Origin of the sequence: Halorubrum tibetense (assembly GCF_042661865.1) — an archaeon.
GTDB lineage: Archaea > Halobacteriota > Halobacteria > Halobacteriales > Haloferacaceae > Halorubrum > Halorubrum tibetense.
The window spans coordinates 1-16691 of sequence record NZ_JBHSWW010000001.1 but is presented as its reverse complement, the minus strand read 5'-3'; the positions used below and the strand labels follow the sequence as shown (position 1 = coordinate 16691).

General features: G+C 57.7%; 19 protein-coding genes and 1 pseudogene. 3 read left to right on the top strand and 17 right to left on the bottom strand.

Going from position 1 to position 16691, the window contains the following annotated elements; all coding sequences use genetic code 11:
* Nucleotides 1-173 precede the first annotated feature (173 nt).
* From ACFQEU_RS00100 to ACFQEU_RS00090, 3 genes are all read right to left on the bottom strand, one after another.
* Nucleotides 174-794 carry a class I SAM-dependent methyltransferase gene (locus ACFQEU_RS00100; RefSeq protein ID WP_379778062.1) on the bottom strand — a complete coding sequence of 207 codons (621 nt, stop codon included), beginning with the start codon at nt 792-794 and terminating at the stop codon, nt 174-176.
* Nucleotides 795-878: 84 nt separating this feature from the next.
* The gene (locus ACFQEU_RS00095) at nt 879-1907 is read right to left on the bottom strand and encodes a Cdc6/Cdc18 family protein (protein ID WP_379778060.1); all 1029 of its coding nucleotides are present in this window, start codon (nt 1905-1907) and stop codon (nt 879-881) included.
* A 278-nt stretch (nt 1908-2185) separates the two neighbouring features.
* Nucleotides 2186-2479 carry a hypothetical protein gene (locus ACFQEU_RS00090; RefSeq protein ID WP_379778058.1) on the bottom strand — a complete coding sequence of 98 codons (294 nt, stop codon included), beginning with the start codon at nt 2477-2479 and terminating at the stop codon, nt 2186-2188.
* Nucleotides 2480-3148: 669 nt separating this feature from the next.
* Here ACFQEU_RS00090 and ACFQEU_RS00085 point away from each other — a divergent pair.
* Nucleotides 3149-4414 carry an orc1/cdc6 family replication initiation protein gene (locus ACFQEU_RS00085; protein ID WP_379778056.1) on the top strand — a complete coding sequence of 422 codons (1266 nt, stop codon included), beginning with the start codon at nt 3149-3151 and terminating at the stop codon, nt 4412-4414.
* 783 nt (nt 4415-5197) lie between these two features.
* Here the strand turns inward: ACFQEU_RS00085 and ACFQEU_RS00080 are convergent.
* The 8 genes and pseudogenes from ACFQEU_RS00080 to ACFQEU_RS00045 all read right to left on the bottom strand — a co-directional run bounded on the left by ACFQEU_RS00080 (nt 5198) and on the right by ACFQEU_RS00045 (nt 11403).
* Nucleotides 5198-6592 (bottom strand): protein adenylyltransferase SelO, encoded by a 1395-nt coding sequence (locus ACFQEU_RS00080; protein WP_379778054.1) that lies wholly within the window; start codon nt 6590-6592, stop codon nt 5198-5200.
* 104 nt (nt 6593-6696) lie between these two features.
* Complete coding sequence (locus ACFQEU_RS18205) at nt 6697-6846, bottom strand: DUF7563 family protein (protein ID WP_464383909.1); 150 nt, start codon at nt 6844-6846, stop codon at nt 6697-6699.
* Between the two features lie 5 nt (nt 6847-6851).
* Complete coding sequence (locus ACFQEU_RS00075; RefSeq protein WP_008847004.1) at nt 6852-7715, bottom strand: 2-oxoacid:ferredoxin oxidoreductase subunit beta; 864 nt, start codon at nt 7713-7715, stop codon at nt 6852-6854.
* A 90-nt stretch (nt 7716-7805) separates the two neighbouring features.
* On the bottom strand, nt 7806-8012 hold the full coding sequence (locus ACFQEU_RS00070) for a hypothetical protein (RefSeq protein ID WP_239638879.1): 207 nt from the start codon (nt 8010-8012) through the stop codon (nt 7806-7808).
* 204 nt (nt 8013-8216) lie between these two features.
* Nucleotides 8217-8546, bottom strand: a complete 330-nt coding sequence (locus ACFQEU_RS00065; RefSeq protein WP_008847006.1) for a 4Fe-4S dicluster domain-containing protein — start codon at nt 8544-8546, stop codon at nt 8217-8219.
* Between the two features lie 40 nt (nt 8547-8586).
* Complete coding sequence (gene sufB, locus ACFQEU_RS00060; RefSeq protein ID WP_379778051.1) at nt 8587-10017, bottom strand: Fe-S cluster assembly protein SufB; 1431 nt, start codon at nt 10015-10017, stop codon at nt 8587-8589.
* 174 nt (nt 10018-10191) lie between these two features.
* Nucleotides 10192-10488 (bottom strand): hypothetical protein, encoded by a 297-nt coding sequence (locus ACFQEU_RS00055; protein ID WP_379778049.1) that lies wholly within the window; start codon nt 10486-10488, stop codon nt 10192-10194.
* Nucleotides 10489-10967: 479 nt separating this feature from the next.
* Nucleotides 10968-11403 (bottom strand): annotated as a pseudogene (locus tag ACFQEU_RS00045) (low molecular weight phosphatase family protein).
* Between the two features lie 189 nt (nt 11404-11592).
* Here ACFQEU_RS00045 and ACFQEU_RS00040 point away from each other — a divergent pair.
* A complete protein-coding gene (locus ACFQEU_RS00040) occupies nt 11593-12015 on the top strand; it encodes an arsenate-mycothiol transferase ArsC (RefSeq protein WP_379778120.1) in 423 nt (140 codons plus the stop codon).
* A 46-nt stretch (nt 12016-12061) separates the two neighbouring features.
* Here ACFQEU_RS00040 and hcsS read toward each other — a convergent pair whose 3' ends face one another.
* The 5 genes from hcsS to ACFQEU_RS00015 form a co-directional block, all read right to left on the bottom strand.
* Nucleotides 12062-12283, bottom strand: coding sequence for a halo-CC-star protein HcsS (gene hcsS, locus ACFQEU_RS00035; protein ID WP_209486793.1), 222 nt, complete (start codon nt 12281-12283; stop codon nt 12062-12064).
* Complete coding sequence (gene hcsL, locus ACFQEU_RS00030; RefSeq protein ID WP_209486795.1) at nt 12274-12690, bottom strand: halo-CC-star protein HcsL; 417 nt, start codon at nt 12688-12690, stop codon at nt 12274-12276. The genes hcsS and hcsL overlap by 10 nt, the downstream gene beginning before the upstream one ends.
* Entirely contained in the window at nt 12687-14639 is a 1953-nt protein-coding gene (gene arsA, locus ACFQEU_RS00025; RefSeq protein ID WP_379778046.1) for an arsenical pump-driving ATPase, read from the bottom strand. The genes hcsL and arsA overlap by 4 nt, the downstream gene beginning before the upstream one ends.
* A 3-nt stretch (nt 14640-14642) precedes the next feature.
* On the bottom strand, nt 14643-14972 hold the full coding sequence (arsD, locus tag ACFQEU_RS00020; RefSeq protein WP_209486799.1) for an arsenite efflux transporter metallochaperone ArsD: 330 nt from the start codon (nt 14970-14972) through the stop codon (nt 14643-14645).
* A 201-nt stretch (nt 14973-15173) separates the two neighbouring features.
* Nucleotides 15174-15512, bottom strand: a complete 339-nt coding sequence (locus ACFQEU_RS00015) for a cupin domain-containing protein (protein WP_379778118.1) — start codon at nt 15510-15512, stop codon at nt 15174-15176.
* A gap of 271 nt (nt 15513-15783) precedes the next feature.
* Here ACFQEU_RS00015 and ACFQEU_RS00010 point away from each other — a divergent pair, with 271 nt between their 5' ends.
* Nucleotides 15784-16176, top strand: a complete 393-nt coding sequence (locus ACFQEU_RS00010; RefSeq protein ID WP_379778043.1) for an ArsR/SmtB family transcription factor — start codon at nt 15784-15786, stop codon at nt 16174-16176.
* A 16-nt stretch (nt 16177-16192) separates the two neighbouring features.
* Here ACFQEU_RS00010 and ACFQEU_RS00005 read toward each other — a convergent pair.
* Nucleotides 16193-16691: permease (locus ACFQEU_RS00005; RefSeq protein WP_379778041.1), on the bottom strand; the 499-nt coding region annotated here is incomplete at its 5' end.

Below are 16691 nucleotides of genomic sequence, written 5' to 3'. Positions count from 1 at the left end.
TTCGAACTCCGTCACCGGATCTTCAGTAGTGGGTGGCTGTTTCCAAGATTCTTTCCGAGGTGGCCGTCACCTTTCGTCGTCTGATTAACCAACAATTCGGCGTATTCTGATAACTTGTTGGTTAAGATCGGTCACCACCACGGTACAGTACTCCGTCTTACGGAGAGCAGTAGTCAGTTCAACGTGCGAAAGGTTCGCGTGGTGTCCCTGTCGCCATGGACGACATCGACCTCCACGAGATCTAACGCGGTGAAGATACGGCTCCAATCTCGGTAGTACAGAGGTGTGTCCTTGTCGACATAGTTCACGTCTGGATCAGACGACGATGAATCGCGTATTGGACCCTCTATCTCCGCTGTGACCAAGATGTTGTTCGTGACTCGAGCTACCTCCTCGAAGACCCACTCGACATCAGGATGGAGGTGTTGGAGCGTTTCGACCGAATACACTGCATCAAACTGTTCATCGTCGAAGTCTCCGATGATATCCTCTATCGCCCCGCAGTGAAACGTTCCGTCGGCTGCGAGTGTGGGATAGGTCTCCCGCATCGTGTCGAATGCCTCGGGGTTGATGTCGACGCCCGAGAGATTTTCGAAGCCGCCGTTGGCGAGGTGTTTGAGATGACGGCCAGACCCACACCCAAGTTCGAGAACAGTTGCGTTACGAGGGAGATGTCCGCTGAGAATATCGCGAATCACGGCACTCGTGTCGTCGGGACCGTAATGTGCGTAGTACGCTGGTGAGTATTCGCCCGCCCGGTCTGTCCACGTGTTTCGGACGGAATGGAGATCCACGTGTACCAACACGGGCAATGGTGTAAAACGCCGTCGAACAACGCCTGACCGCAGAATGGACGTCTTCCGAGCCTCACTATTGATTTATGAGATCGGCGACGCAGCTGTCGAATCGACGAGTGAGTACTCGCGGTCGCGACTCGTGCCTTTTGCTTCAAGGAGGTTGTACTGGGCCATCTTTGAAAGGTAGGTCCGAACGGTGCGCTTCGTCCGCGGATCGTCGACCGCCTGCGTATAGTGGTCGTGGATCTCGCTCGGTCCGAGCGGGCCGTGGTCGCGAACGATATCGTAGACGACCCGCTGGTGTGGGGTGAGTGAATCGAGGCTTTTCTGCTTAATCTGTGCCCGCGCGTCTTCGGCTGCATCGAGGAGGATGTCGTTAGTGATTGCCTCCCGATTCTCGCGGTCAGCCGTGCTGGCTGCGCTGCGAAGCATCCCGATGGCCAGACAGGCATCGCCAGCGGCGGCATCAGCGATCTGATAGAGCTGCTCGTCGGTGATCACGCTGCTCTCAAGCCCCCACTTCGTTCGAGCACTCAGAATGTCGTAGAGTTGCTTGTTGTGGTACTTGTCCATCCGGACGTGTTCGCTGGAGCGAAGCCGACTCACCAGCCGGTCGTCGACGCGGCTGAACAGCTCTTCTTCTTTGTTTGCGATACAGATCACCGAGAACTGCTCCATACTGTGGAGGTCGTAAATGAGCCTCGGATCTTCCAGTTGGTCGACCTCGTCGAGGATGATGACGGTTCGCGGGCCGTCGTGCTGCTGGAGACGGTCGATGAGTTCGTCGTGAGGGGTCGATTGCCGGTGGATGTCGATCGTCGCGCCGATGTCGTCGAGAATTTGGTACAGTGTCCGGAAGCGGCTGTAGTTTCGCCAGCAGTTGACGTAGGTAGCCTCGACATCGAGCACTTCCTCGCGGAGCCGTTCGGTAACGAATTTCGAGACACAGGTTTTACCGACACCGCTCGGGCCGGTGACGATGGCCGTGTCAGCTGGCTCGCCGTTCGTGATCGGTTCGAGAACGCTCGAGAGGTGGTTGACTTCGGCGTCGCGATGCTCGACTTCTCGAGGGACGAACCCGGCACGGAGGACGCGAGCATCACGGATCATCTGTGAGTAGGTAGCTATTCTCTGGGTAAGTGGTAAAAGTGTGACTGGGTAGATTCCGGAAAGCTCCTCATCGCCAGTGAATCTCTTCTTGTATAGTGTCGCTGTCTTCCGATTCTGATTGTGGAAACACACTGTTTCCGGAAACATTCAGAAACCCAGTCAACGGTGTGGTGCTCGCTCTATACTAATCACGATAGCCCGAGCCGGATGGACCCCATGAAGAGTACTGTCTGACGTGCTCATCGAGATCGCTAGGTCGTAGATACAGACAGACAACTCTAGCTCTGGTTGCCTGCGTCAAATACGGCGGCAAAGTCCTCGAGAAGCTCCTGTGGTGACCTCTCATCATCGCGAGATGGAAGTGGTACTTCCCAGCATTCGATTTGGAGTGTGTGCGCATTCGATACCGGCTCCGGATCGGTTACTACATTGAAGATACCGGTGTGATAGATAGCAAGTAGTCGCTGGTCATGAACATCGACATAATCGATACCAGCCCGATCCAGGACTGCTGGAATGTCTGTGGGCGCAGATAGCGAGACAGAGGCGCTTGGAGACGCCGAGTCGCTCATACCTGGGTTTGGTCTATCGCACGGATAAAGACCCGTCTCGGGAACCCACTGTATACAGTATTTGGCCACCAGTCGTTGTCGGTTTATTGGGTCCCGACGAGTACTGGTGTGGGATAGCGATCTCTCACTTCTAGCCGAGATATCACTCATCGATGGGCGTCCCGGTCTTCTCGGCCTCACCCACCCCTCGTTCCGACTGTAAACTGTTCGCCTCATAGGGTTGTCGCAGATCCGGCATAGACAATGGTTGCTGTCGCTTTCTGCTGTTAGCGGTCGAGAAATCGGCGTTTATTGGCGAATCAGTCGCCGAAAGACGATTCGGCTTACCACTAAATGGAAAGTGCGGTACGATAGCAAACAACATGGATCAATATAAACATTGTGGATTGATCGGGGATTCGAGATCGAAAAGATACCACCACGATCGAGATACAGTCGGAACGAGGGGTGGGTGTGGAGCAACAACCGGCGTCGAATCCACCGAGATACACTCGGACTGAGGGGTGTGGGGGCACCGACTGCTTCACTCGATACAGTCGGAACGAGGGGGGATACAACCACGTTCCGACTGTATGTTCCCCTGCTATACGACCATCGAAAACGCGTATTTCGATAGGTTACAGTCGGAACAGGGGTAGATATATGTGGATGGCCTTGGAACGCACGCCTATGGTTGATGATGAGCGTGACGATCCCGCGGACAGCGAGCGGGATTCGTCGGGTGGCGGCGACCCGCTGTTCGCCGAAGCGGGCGTGCTGAACCGGACCGAGCTGATCCGCCGGCCCGAACTTCTCGAAATCTCCACCGTTCCGGGGAGTGATCGGATTGCTGGTCGTACCGAGCAGATCCAGTATGTCGCCAGCAATATCGGGCCGCTGGTAACAAACTCGGAGCCCACTTCGGTGATGATCTACGGGAAGACCGGCACGGGAAAATCCCTCGTGAGCAAACACACCTCCCGCCGCGTCGTCCGTGAGGCAGAATCTCGTGGTACGGATGTCGAAATGGTGTATGTCGACTGCGCACAGCACAACACGGAAGCACAGGCGAGTTCTAAGATCGCCCGCGAGTTGAACGAACTTGCTGGCGAACCCGAGTCCATCCCGATCACCGGGCTCGGGCCGTCCCACTACTACTCATACATCTGGTCGTTATTGGAAGACCACTACGACGGCGGGATCGTCATTCTTGACGAGATCGACCAACTCCAACCAACCGAGGACGCCAACACGCTCCTGATGCAGTTATCTCGGGCTGGAGAAAGCGAAAAGACGGAGTCATACATTGGTGTCATCGGCATCTCGAACAAGGTCGAGTGGGGTGACGAATTAAATTCCCGCGTCCTCTCGTCGCTTGGCAACGAGGAAACGGTTTTCCCACCATACGACGCAAACCAACTTCAGAATATTCTCTCTGCCCGGAAAGACGCGTTTCACGACGGTGTCCTCTCTCCGGAGATCATCCCTCGGACAGCAGCCCTCGCCGCGCGTGAACACGGTGACGCCCGCAAAGCCGTCCGCATCTTGAAGAACGCCGGGAAGCTTGCCGAACAGGAAGGAACCGAACAGGTACAGGAACACCACGTCAACGAAGCGCAACAGAAAGCTGAGGTTGACCGACTTCGTGAACTCCTTGCGACCGACACACCCCACGCTCGGTACGTACTCTTAGCACTCGCGGAGCTGACACAGAATACCGACGAGACGGAGTTCCGAACCACCCGTGTCTACGATGCCTACGTTGAGGTGTGCGAGCAGGAGGCTGCCGACCACCTCAAGATCGACCGTGTTCGCGACTTGCTTCGTGAACACGCGTTCAATGACACCCTTGAATCCACACTGGAAAGCGGCGGACGGGCTGGCGGAACGTACAAGCAACACCGACTCCTGAAAGATCCAACCGTCGTTAAGGAGTCAGTGAAGCGCGAGATGTAGCATATCGGGAAATCAGGTGGGGTAGAGCGAGAACTTCCCCAGTACAATTCCTGTGAGGTAAGACTCTCGATCCTTAACCAATATAGATGGCAGAAACGTCCAGTATGTTGGTTAAGATCGCTCGCCCTTATGTAGAAATGCCGAAAAGTCCCATCGCCAATGGGAGTCTGTTGTTTCACTTGAAACAGTGGTGTGTGAGTTCAATAATTGGTATAGATCGGGTCTGCCCCTCCACCGTTTCCGAAGATTTTGGTCGCGTCGCAAAACCGTTTAGACTTTGCTCACCACCGTCGGAAACTCGACTCACTGAGTCCTTGTTCTGCTGTGAGAGGGCCGTGCACCCGGTGCACGCTAATTAGAAAGTGCGAGAGAGTGAAGGCTAGTCTACGCCTCTTTGAATTCTAAACGACTTTGCGACGCGACCAATATATGAACGACCAGTGAAAAGGTGTACCGGCTAATTCATCGTCGTCAATGTTTGTTTCCCACTGTCTTAGGGAGAGCACCTCCAAATCAATCGGAATCCACCCTTCAGCGAGGGCTGATTCTGTACAGATCGGTCGGGAGCAACGAACCTTCTGTGCTGTACTCATCCTCTGTATCGGTCGGCCCGTTACTGACAGCTGTCGAGTTGGTTATTGATGCCGTGCTGCATACAGGGCGCGTATCTTGCATTTGTGAATACTGCTCTCTCGATCGGCGATTCCCAGCAGTTCATCAACAGTAACCACCGTTTCCCAATGATGCCGAGTTGGTGGGTATACCTACTTTGGTACTACTGGCTCACGTATTACAGTACGTTGTATACTCCGTATCGAATTCTCGTGGCGGTGGTTGCTGGAATTGTGAGTCGATATCCTTCGGTGTATAAGGGTTTTCCAGCACGGTCAACAACCGTTCGAATTTGGATAGAGCCCCAGTTTCGAGATACTCGTCCAGTGCCTCTTCAACCAGATAGTTGCGGGGAATGTACCGCGGATTGGCTTGCTGCATCAACGCTTCATTTAGGCCGACAGCAGCCAGATCATCCCTGAGCTGTTCGAATTCTGTAGTCGCAAACGCTGGATAATCAAACGTACCGGGGACTTCTAATTCGAGGAACGTATTGGTATAGTCCGCGTTCGACTTGCGGAGCCACTCCAGAAATTCATCGACGAGTGCGTCCTCGTCATCCGAGGTGATCCCCAGCTTCTTTCGCATCATCGTGTAGTATTGAGCATCGAATCGATCGTCAAATTCGTCCAGTTTACGTTCAAGTTCATCATACGTGAGCGCCGTCCGTGCACACAGCGGTTGGAGCGCCTCTACGAGGCGTTCGAGATTCCACCGCAAAATGGGTCGCTGGTTGCCGAACGCATATCGCCCGTGCTTGTCGATTGAGCTGAAGACCGCCTCCTCATCGTAGTAATTCATGAACGCACAGGGCCCGTAATCGAACGTTTCTCCATCGATACTCATGTTGTCCGTATTCATCACACCATGGACGAATCCGACACGCAACCAGTCAACAACCATTTCGATCGCTGACTGCATGACTGCATCGAAGAACTCCACATATGTACGATCTTTTTTGTGTAGCTGCGGGTAGTGCCTGTCAATTACATAGTCAGTGAACTGCTGTAGTTCGTCAGATGCTCGGGCTGCGACGTACTGGAAGGTTCCGTACCGAATGTGGCTGTTCATTACTCGGACTAGGACGGCTCCGGGTTCTGTCCGGCGTCGGTTGACCACGTCGTCAGTCTCGACAACCGCAAGACTCCTCGATGTTTTGACGTGTAGATTCCGCATCGCATACGAGTACAGATACTCTCTGAGCATCGAGCTGACAGTTGCGTTTCCATCGCCTCTTCCGGAGTAGGGCGTTCGACCAGACCCTTTCAGTTGAATATCGTATCTACTCCCATCGTGCACGTGCTCGCCGAGTATCATCGCCCTCCCGTCGCCCAAGACGGTAAAACTCCCATACTGGTGACCCGCATATGCTTGGGCGATCGGTTCTTCCAAGCGATCCTGACCTGCCAGCAGCTTCGCATCAAGCTTCGCTGTATCCAACCCAAGGTCAGCGCATAGCTCGTCGTTACGAACCACAATTTCGGGATGAGCGATACTCTTCGGTGTCACTCTCGAATACAGCACCGAGTCTAACTCTTTGTAAGTCGTGTCAAATGAAAAGGTCATTCAGGTCATATAGTGTTCTTTCGCTTGCTTTGATAATTTGTACGGCTCATCCCGCCCATGGGCGTGACAATACGAGCGAATAGGGCCCGATAGAGAGAGAATCTTCATATATCGTCCGTTCGCTGTCGTATTTCCTTTCCAATACCAGCATTGGCCGAGCAGGACGGGCATGCAAGAACGACGCCGTCCTTGTCGCCGAACACATGTGCAAACTGAGCAGAAATATGCTCGCCACAGGTAGCACAATCAGGCATGTGTATCAGTAGAACTCCCGAACGAGATTCGTTGCATTGTCCGGAGCTCCGTCGGGTATGACCGCCATATTGTCTGAGAGCCCTTCACGCTCTTCGTAGGCAACCGAGTGCTCGTCCTGATAGAGTACACCCTGGTACTCTTTATTTCCATCCATAATCATGTCTGTAGCGTCATCGTAAGCCGTTGGATCGTGGTCTGTCTCGGCGAGATCGACAATCGTGTCTCGGAAGTAGTCGTAGGTATCGACGTCGTTAAACGTCACACAAGGGCTGTAGACGTTGACGAAGCCGAACCCGTCGTGTTCGACGGCTTTCTGAACGATCTCGGTGTGGCGCTGGCTGTCCGAACTGAACGACTGGGCAATGAACGTCCCGCCGGCAGCCAGCGCGAGCGCAAGCGGGTTGACCGGCGGCTGTTTCGGCCCCTCGGGCGTCGTCGAGGTTTCGAAGTCCTCACGCGATGTTGGCGAGGCTTGCCCCTTCGTGAGGCCGTAGATGCGGTTGTCCATGACGACATATGTCATATCAACGTTGCGGCGGACCGCGTGGATGAAATGGCCAGCGCCAATCGAGTAGCCATCTCCGTCGCCGCCGGCGACCATCACTTCGAGGTTCGGATTCGCTAGCTTCGCCCCGATTCCCACGGGAAGGGCGCGACCGTGAACGCCGTGGAGTGCGTAGCTGTGCATATAGGTCCCGATCTTCCCGGAACAGCCGATCCCTGCGACGACGAACGTGTTGTCCGGGTCGTTCCCGGTGTTCGCGAGCGCTTTCATCATCCCGTTCATGGTGCCGAAATCCCCACAACCGGGACACCACGTTGGCTGCTTGTCGGATTTGAAGTCAGTGAATCTGATGTCGGTACTCATCACCTTACCGTCCCCCTTCGACCGTATGTAAGAGGACATCTTTCGAGCCGATGCTCGCGGGTGTCGGTCGTTGCGTAATCTGGCTTGGTATCATGCTTTTGAGTTCGTGACTGTCGCGATATCGACGTCTGTTATTCCCTGTGCTTCGATTTTGGCCTTCACTGCCGGTGGGAGCGTTTCCAGTGTCTCGTCAACTTGTGGGTTAATCGGTACGCCGTCAACTTTGATCGCAACCAGCTTGCCACGGCGACCGTGTGCAGCGACTTCGAATTCGAACGGTCGGTCACGTTCATCCATACTGTGGACCCAGACTTTCGCGAGCCCGTTTGCACTCTCCCAGTGAACGCTGTTGACGACGGTGAGACTGCCAGCCGGCGGAACGCAAGAGGAGCCGCATGCTGGGCACTGTGCGGAATGTGGACTTTTACCGATATAGGTATACTCTGCCCCGCACCGGTAGCACTGGAGTGGGAGGGTCATAAGTGGTTCCTCAATCACCCCTCACAGGCGCCCCGCTCGTCCGGGATCGACATCGATGGCGTCGACGGGACACACGTCGACACAAAGCATGCAGTCGATACACTGTGTCTCGTTAATCGGATCGGCTTTGATGTCGCTCTCGGGGTGGCCCGGTGTATCCGTCCACTCGAACACGTCGACGGGACAGTCCTCGAGGCAGGCACCGTCGGCCATACAGATATCGAAGTCGACAGCCACGTGTGTGCCGTGGATTCCCTGCTGTTCCGGTTCGTCGACCGGCCCCCAGACTCGGTGCCCCTCGTGTTGCTCAGCGACATCGCGGTTCGCTTCGAAGTGTGGATCGATAGCCATGAGAATTTCTTGATAAGGGTGGCGTAGTCCAGACGAACTACTATCCGAGCGAGCCCTCCATCTCGAGCTCGACGAGCCGGTTGAGCTCGACGGCGTACTCGATGGGCAGCTCTTCGGTGATCGGCTCGATGAACCCCGAGACGATCATCTGCTTGGCGTCGTCGTCGTCGAGGCCGCGCGACTGCAGGTAGAAGATGTCCTCGTCGCCGATCTTCCCAACGGTCGCCTCGTGGGCGACGTCGACCTTCGACTCGTTGATCTCCATGTACGGCATGGTGTCGGAGGTCGACTCGTTGTCGAACATCAGCGCGTCACACTCAACGGCCGTCGAGGAGTTCTCGGCGCCGTCCGCGATGTGGACGAGGCCGCGGTAGTTCGTGCGACCGCCGTCCTTCGCGATCGACTTCGACTCGACGGTCGACTTGGTGTCCGGCGCGTTGTGGTACACCTTTGCGCCGGTGTCGATGTTCTGCCCCTCGCCCGCGAATGCGATGGTGATGTGGTTGTCGGAGGCGCCGCGGCCCTTCAGGATCGTCGAGGGGTACAGCATCGTCGCCTTCGAGCCCATCGAGCCGGAGATCCACTCCATGCGCCCACCCTTCTCGGCGATGGCGCGCTTCGTGTTCAGGTTGTAGGTGTTCTTCGACCAGTTCTGGACGGTCGAGTACTGGACGTGGGCGTCCTCGTCGACGAACACCTCGACGCCGCCACAGTGAAGATTGAACTTCGAGTACTTCGGCGCCGAGCAGCCCTCGATGTAGTGAACCTCCGAGCCCTCCTCGGCGATGATAAGCGTGTGCTCGAACTGGCCCATCCCCTCGGAGTTCATCCGGAAGTACGCCTGTATGGGCATGTCGACAGTGGTGTTTTCGGGGACGTAGACGAACGAGCCGCCCGACCAGATGGCGCCGTGGAGCGCCGCGAACTTGTTGTCGCTCGGGGGGACGCACTCCGTCATGAAGTGCTTGCGGACGAGCTCCTCGTGCTCTTGGACGGCCTCGTCCATGTTACAGAAGATGACGCCCTTCTCCTCCCACCGCTCCTGCATATTCTGGTAGACGACCTCTGATTCGTACTGCGCGCCGACGCCCGAGAGCGCGTTCTTCTCGGCCTCCGGGATGCCCAGCTTGTCGAACGTGTCCTTGATGTCGTCCGGGAGCTCTGTCCAGTCGTCGACGCCGGCACGAACGTCGACGTCTGGGCGGATGTAGGGAACGATCTCGTCGACATCGACCTCGCTCAAATCCGGCTGGCCGGGCCAGTCAGTTGGCATCGGCATCTCTTGGAACTGCTTGAGCGCGCGCAGGCGCCGCTCTAACATCCACTCCGGTTCGTCTTTGTCCTCCGAGATGACGCGGACCGTCTCCTCGGTGAGGCCCTTTTCGCTTTTGAAGGCGGATTTCTCCTCCTTCTTGAACTCGAAACGAGCCTCGGTGTTCGTCTCTTTGAGATCGTCTTGTTTTGAACTCATCAAAGTATTCTTCAGAGACTACAAATATAAGTGTGGTGTGCTAGAACACTCTTTAGTAACTCATAATGGTTTCTTTAACGAAAATGAATAACTTTGTGTGGTTTAATTTGGTTTCTCTAGTTAGTAGAATTTAATATGTGACGAGAGGGCTATTCCGTACAAACAGGACCGCCGTCACTCGTTAGCGAGAACGACTCGACAGCACTCGATCGCTGCTTCGATGTGGCGGTCGGCGACCACGTCGTCCGTTTCGTCAGCCGACTCAAGCAGTGTAGCAACTTGCTGAACCCGTTTTTGTCTGGTTTGCGTGTCAAGATTGTCACTAGTAGCATCGCGGGCGACGGCTTCAGCCTCTCCGAGCCATCGGTTGGTCGCTGGCGGAACTGGGCGATCTGCGGTCGCAGTTAGATAGGCCGCCAGTGCGTCGACCGCAGCCCGCGGCTCGGTTGGGATGTCAATTTTGTCCGTCATCGTCTGTGTATTGGCGCTTACTGTGAAGAATTGTTGCTCTACAACATCTGCCGACTCACTGACTTCTTGCTGAAAGCTGGCGTCGACGATGAGATGGACTACACACCAGTGTTGACTGCGGGCGAGTGTGTTGAGCTCGTTGCTTCGGCGTTGATTCCACACGACTAACCGGCTGAGCCCTCGCTGAGTCTGCCGTTCGGGAGTGGCAACCCTATTCAGGAGCGCTAAAATCCATACAATTTCTTACGATTTCTCGGTAGTTCGACCAGTAGGATTCAAAATCGGTGCTTAAGTGGTGATGATGACCACGAATAGATAGTTATTCAACCCAAGACTGGCTTATCCTCCGAAACTGTGCAACTACATAACTTCGGAGGATGGATCTCATGCGTGCCTTTGTTTTCCCACAAAAAATTTGATTAAAACCTCGCTAAATCAACAACGGTCCGTCATTCGAGTACCGCTCCAGCAGGCTTGTTTCACCGTGAACTGTTGGCGTGAACTTCGTCGAACAAGTCTGTAACCCGTTGTTCGATATTGTTTCGAATCACACGGACCTGATCGAGATCTTGGCCATCAGGATCTGTTAGCGCCCAGTCGCGAACATCTATCTCTTCAGCATCGAGTTCGAGTGTCGAACAGCCCATTGTGGCGACGACGTCACATGATTCGAGCTCAGTCGTTGAGACTTCTCGGGGGGACTCGATCCGAGAGATCGATCTCGTGGTCTTGCATGACCGTCACGACTTCGTCGTGGACGCTGTCGGCGGGGTGAGTACCACCGGTAATGATCTCAACACTGTCTTCGAGTCCACGACGGTCACGCTCGCGTTCGGCAAACGCTGTCGCCATCTGACTGCGACCAGCATTCTGTACACAAACGAATCCTAGAGTAACCGGCAAATTATCGCTCATAAACAGCAGAATCGATGCTGTCGACTTGAGACCCTATATGTGATGTATATACGTCTCAATAGGTCGACACGGGTCTGAGAGTACTTCTCAGACAGTCGATCAAGAGCCGTTGTACCTGAAGTAACAGCTATACCGGTCCCACTCGCTTGTGGAGGTGTGACTGAATCCGATGAGCGGGCGGACCACCAGATCGCGTTCGTGTGTGTCCAAAACGCAGGACGGAGCCAAATGGCGGCGGCGTTCGCTGAGTGCGAGCGCGACCGTCGCGGTGTGGGCGATCAGATTACGATCGTTACCGGTGGCACACAGCCCGCGGACCACGTTCACGAGATTGTCGTCGAAGCAATGAGAGAACGAGACATCGATCTCAGCGACCGAACGCCGCGAGAGGTAACACCAGACGAGCTACAGGCGGTCGATCTCGTCGTCACGATGGGGTGTTCGGCATCGGACGTGTGCCCGGCGACGTGGAACGGCGAGAATCGCGATTGGGGGCTCGACGATCCCCACGAGCGTCCGATCGAGCAGGTTCGTGAGATCCGTGACGAGATCGAAGAACGCGTCATCGCGCTGTTCGACGAACTCCTGTCGGAGACGCCGTCCGCGGAGTGACGCGATTGGCAGAGTCGTCAGCCGAGGCGACCCCTATCGACCCCCGCTAACAGCAGCCGTCGTCGACACCGCAGACGCTCCCGTAGTCGACACCGATCTCGTCGCCGATCGCCTCGTTACACTGCATCACCATGGTGGTGAACGCGAACTCCGAGGAGGACTCTTTCGCCGCCGCGAGCTCCTCGCCGATCGCCTCGGCGGCCGTGACGACCTCTTCGTCCGTCACTTCGGACTCGCTGGCGTCCTGACCGGAAGCGCTCAACAGCATCCACCTCCGGTGGATCGCGCGAACTCCTCGCCGATCTCGTCGCTGATGGTGTCGTTCGTCCGCTGAAGCAGTTCTATCAGATCGGCCTGTGCGGCCTGCTGACGCTGGATCGTCTCGTTGTTCGACATCTCGGTCTGGAGTTGCTTCAGCTCGGCCATCACCGACTCGTCGAAGCCACCACGCTGCATCTGTTGTTGCTTTCGCTGGTACTCGCGAAGCAGCGCCATCGCGTCGTCATCGTTCTGTAACGCCTCGTCGGCCGCGACGAACTGCTGATACGTCTCAGACTCGCCGAGTGTGTCGAGGAACTCGTGGAGCACCTCCTCGACGTCGGCTTCTACGTCTTCCTCATCGGACACGCCCACGCTGTCCTCGCCCGCACCTTCCACGTCCTGTGCGTCGCTCACGAGGGCGTCACCTCCGGTGCGTCCGCTTCGACCACGTCTGCGAGTCCAGTAATCTCCTCACCGAAGGCGCTGAGTTCTTCGAGCCCGATTGGTTCATCCTGCCGGAGCGGCGCCAACATCAACGGCGCGTCGAACCGGTCTCGAATCTCTTCGAGATACTGGGCCTGCTGGGCGCGCCGGTTCGCGAAGAAGGCGTTGTCGCCGTACTCCTCGGGGAGGAGGTAGTTGGCGACGACCAGCGAGGTCTCGATGCCGACCTGATCTTTGAGGTCGGCGGCAGCCCGGTACGCCTCCATCATCGGGGTGTACTCGGGGTACATCACGAACGCGAATGTGCTCAGTCCGGGATCTTTCATCGTCTCGATGACTTCGTCGTACTGGTCACCCTTGGCGGGCGCGGCGCCCTTCGTCAGCGAACCAAGATCCATGAAACCCTTCCAGTCGGAGGGGAGTTCGAGCAGACGGAGAGTATGACCCGTGGGGGCCGTGTCAAAGACGACGACGTCGTAGCCGTCCTCGTCGAAGTAGCTCACGAACTTCTCTAAGGCGGCCATCTCTTCGGCACACGGCGACTCCAACTCCTCTTCGACGTTCGCGATCGCAGCGTCGACGTCGATCTGCGTGTCGTCTTTGTCCTCGTACATCTCGGTGACGTGGTCGAGGACCTGCTCGCGGTACTCCGCGAGCGCTTTTTCCTGGTCGATCCGCGCCGCGTCGAGGTTCTCCTGACCGACCGAGGTGGGCTCGTGGTCCACGGGCTCGCCGAAGATGTCCTCCAAGTGCGCGGCCGGGTCGGTCGTGACGACAAGCGTCTCGTGACCGGCTTCAGCGAGCTTCGTCGCCGCCGTCGAGGCGACCGTACTCTTGCCGACGCCGCCCTTGCCGGTGAAAAAGAGGTACCGCGTCTCCTCACCGGGCGTGAGCTGGTCGACGACCGCGTCGGCGTCCGCCATCGAATCGAAGTCGGCTGCGCCGTCAGCATCGACATCAGTCGCGGTCCCGACGTCGACGGTTGCTTCCCTGCCGTCGTAGAGGACGCCACCCACGCCGGCAAGCAGGTCGAGGCCGGCGATCTCGCCGGGCTGGAGCGGGTATGTCGCCATCGCGTCCGCGTCGAACTCCTCGCGGGCGCGCTCGATGACTGCCTGCTCGTCCGCACGTTTCCCCTCGAAGAAGGGGTCTTCACACACCGACTCGGGTAAGTAGCCGTTGAGAATCAAGAGCTGCGATTCGATCCCGAGCTCGGCGAGGTCGCTCGCGCTGCGTTCGATTTCGTCGATCGAGGAGTCCTCGGGTTTGCCGACGAACGCGAACGAGGTGCGGTCGTCGTCTTGAAGCGTTTCGATGGCACGCTCGTACTGGACCTTCTTATCCTCCATGGAAGCTGCGGGGCCGATACACGTCGAGCCGCCCTTCTCGAGTTCGGCGTTCCAGTCGGAGGGGAGCTCCATCAGCCGGATGGTGTGGCCCGTCGGTGCCGTGTCGAAGACGACGACGTCGTACTCGGGGCTGTCCATGAAGTCGACGAAGTTGTCGAAGGCGGCGATCTCCTCGACGCAGGGGCTGTTGAGCTGCTCTTCGACGGTCTCGATCGCCTCATCGTCGAGCAGCTCCCGCATCGGTTCGATCGTCTCCTGTCGGTACTCCTCGGCGGCCGTATCGGGGTCGATCTCGATCGCCGAGAGGTTGTCGACACCGTCGATCGCGGTGACCTCGTGGCCGATTTTCTGTCCGAAGATGTCGGAGAGGTTCGGCGCGGGGTCGGTCGTCACGAGAAGCGTGTTGTAGTCGTTGTCGGCGAGCCACGTCGCGGTCGCACAGCTCACGGTGCTCTTGCCGACGCCGCCCTTTCCGCTGAAGAAGACGAACTCGGTGTCGCCGCCGCTCGGTTCGACTACCTCACGCGCGCTCGTTGTTGTCGGATCCGCTGACTGCTCTATTTGTGACATCTATTAGGCCTCCTGTGGGGTGGGGTTTCCGTCGATAGCGGCGGTCAGTTCGTCGTACGAGAGGTACTCCCCCTCGGCGACGATCTCGTCGTCGACGACCGTGATCGGGAGGATCGAGGGGCCGTTCTCCTGAACGCGGTCGTAGATCCGCTGCGTTTCGAGGAACTGGTCGATGTTGTGCTGCATGTTCGCCCGGCTGACCTCGAGGTCGTCGAACGCGTCTTCGAGCTGGTCGAGCGCCGCGCTGACCTCGACGAGTTCGTCGTCGGGATCGGGACCGCAGACGCCGGTGGAGCAACACATCGCTTCTTCGTACAGGGTGAGTTCGGTCATCGTGTGGAGTTGGTCGGCTATGGTCGTCTGAACTATCGTTCGCAGCGGGACGTGACGCCGACGTGTCCCCTTGCGATCGATTCAATTGAACAAATTCTCATACGATTATAAGCCCTTCGATCGGGTGAAGCCCCTCCACGTCGATCGGCTGTCTCCGCGTCGCCCGCGCGATCGGGAGCCCGGCGGACTCGACAGCCGGCGTCACCCAATAAAGCCGTTCGTCGCCCACGATCCCGGTTCGTCGGCACACGTCGCCGTTCGACACTGTGACGCCGGTGCGCTGACGAGGACGAACGCACTCTCCGCATCGCCGTTTCGTATCTGACGCGTCGCCGTCGGCGAGATCCAGACGGCGTCACCGGTCTCGAGTTCGACGGACTCGTCGTCGATAACGACCGTGGCTTCCCCCTCCAAGAGCACGTATATCTCCTCGTGGTCGTCCGCGGCGTGGTCGTGCGGTTTGCTCCGCCACCCGGGCTCACAGCGGGCGATCGACACGCCGACCTGCTGGCTATCGAGTGAGTCGGTGAGCGGTCGCATCGCGCCCGAAACGGGCTCGATATCGGTGTAGTTGACTCGCTTGTAGGACTCTGTCACGCCGAACACCCCGACCGCCGGGAGGCAGACTCGGGTACGACGGCGCTCTCGGTTACCGTTGGAGTCGCCAGCGATCGACGGGTGTTCGCCGAAATGTCTTTGTCTCGCATGCGAGTGTATAGATGAATGATTACTATATCGTTTTCGCTGGTCGCCGCCCACGTCGAGACGGCAGTCCATAACGCTTAATCTCACATCAGTTCAACCGTTCCGTATGTCATCGACCGATCGACTGCGACGGTACGTCACCGACGAGTGCGGGTCCTGTACCGACGAAGACCTGTCCGAGCGGATGGCGGAGCTGGAAGCGTTAAACGAGGCCGCCGGCGGATCGGACGTAGAGAGCGACGTCGAACTGCTGTCGGCGCTTGGCAACGAGACGCGATACAAAATCGTCCGTATGCTACACGCGGCCGAGGGTGAACTGTGTGTGTGTGAGCTCTCGCCGCTGTTAGACGTGAGCGACAGCGCGATCAGCCACGCCCTCTCGAAGCTCACCGACGCCGGTCTCGTCACCCGCCGGAAAGACGGGAAGTGGCGAATGTACCGCGCCACGCCGCGCGCGAACGCCGTCCTCGTCGCGCTCGACGGCTCTCGCTCGCTATAAAAAGCGGCGCGGCGGCTCAGATCAGTCCGGCGAAAACGGTGTTAAACAGTACGCCGACCGTGATTCCGATCGTCACGACCGTCGTCGCGTAGATCGCGAGCAGCCGCCGCTCGAACAGCTTGTTCAACAGGATGAGGTTCGGAATGCTGATTCCGGCACCGCCGATGACGAACGCGATCACCGTGCCGATCGGGATCCCCGCCTCGGTGAGCGAGTGCGCGATCGGTAACATACCGCTGATGCTCACGTACACCGGTGCGCCGGCGAGGGCCGCGAGCGGCGTCGCGAGCGGATTCTCCGGTCCCGCGATCCGCTGGAGGAACTCCGCGGGCACCGCCCCGTGGATCAGCGCGCCGATCGCGATCCCGACGGCGAGGTCCGGGAGCGTGTCGCGGAAGAAAGAGAGCGCGCCCTCTCCCGCGGCGGTCACGCGCTCTTTGTGACTCCGACGTGTCGCCGTCGTCCCGCACTCGCTACAGCCGGACGCGGCGTCGTCCGCGCCGGCGGCGTCCGTC

What these genes read in the sequence shown, in the direction of transcription:
- ACFQEU_RS00075 (WP_008847004.1), bottom strand. Translation starts at nt 7,715, where the DNA reads ATGAGTACCGACATCAGATTCACTGACTTCAAATCCGACAAGCAGCCA.
- ACFQEU_RS00065 (WP_008847006.1), bottom strand. Translation starts at nt 8,546, where the DNA reads ATGGCTATCGATCCACACTTCGAAGCGAACCGCGATGTCGCTGAGCAA.
- ACFQEU_RS18205 (WP_464383909.1), bottom strand. Translation starts at nt 6,846, where the DNA reads ATGCCTGATTGTGCTACCTGTGGCGAGCATATTTCTGCTCAGTTTGCA.
- ACFQEU_RS00080 (WP_379778054.1), bottom strand. Translation starts at nt 6,592, where the DNA reads ATGACCTTTTCATTTGACACGACTTACAAAGAGTTAGACTCGGTGCTG.
- ACFQEU_RS00010 (WP_379778043.1), top strand. Translation starts at nt 15,784, where the DNA reads ATGTCATCGACCGATCGACTGCGACGGTACGTCACCGACGAGTGCGGG.
- arsA (WP_379778046.1), bottom strand. Translation starts at nt 14,639, where the DNA reads ATGTCACAAATAGAGCAGTCAGCGGATCCGACAACAACGAGCGCGCGT.
- ACFQEU_RS00085 (WP_379778056.1), top strand. Translation starts at nt 3,149, where the DNA reads ATGGTTGATGATGAGCGTGACGATCCCGCGGACAGCGAGCGGGATTCG.
- sufB (WP_379778051.1), bottom strand. Translation starts at nt 10,017, where the DNA reads ATGAGTTCAAAACAAGACGATCTCAAAGAGACGAACACCGAGGCTCGT.
- ACFQEU_RS00095 (WP_379778060.1), bottom strand. Translation starts at nt 1,907, where the DNA reads ATGATCCGTGATGCTCGCGTCCTCCGTGCCGGGTTCGTCCCTCGAGAA.
- arsD (WP_209486799.1), bottom strand. Translation starts at nt 14,972, where the DNA reads ATGACCGAACTCACCCTGTACGAAGAAGCGATGTGTTGCTCCACCGGC.
- ACFQEU_RS00090 (WP_379778058.1), bottom strand. Translation starts at nt 2,479, where the DNA reads ATGAGCGACTCGGCGTCTCCAAGCGCCTCTGTCTCGCTATCTGCGCCC.
- ACFQEU_RS00070 (WP_239638879.1), bottom strand. Translation starts at nt 8,012, where the DNA reads ATGGATGAACGTGACCGACCGTTCGAATTCGAAGTCGCTGCACACGGT.
- ACFQEU_RS00055 (WP_379778049.1), bottom strand. Translation starts at nt 10,488, where the DNA reads ATGACGGACAAAATTGACATCCCAACCGAGCCGCGGGCTGCGGTCGAC.
- ACFQEU_RS00015 (WP_379778118.1), bottom strand. Translation starts at nt 15,512, where the DNA reads ATGCGACCGCTCACCGACTCACTCGATAGCCAGCAGGTCGGCGTGTCG.
- hcsS (WP_209486793.1), bottom strand. Translation starts at nt 12,283, where the DNA reads ATGCTGTTGAGCGCTTCCGGTCAGGACGCCAGCGAGTCCGAAGTGACG.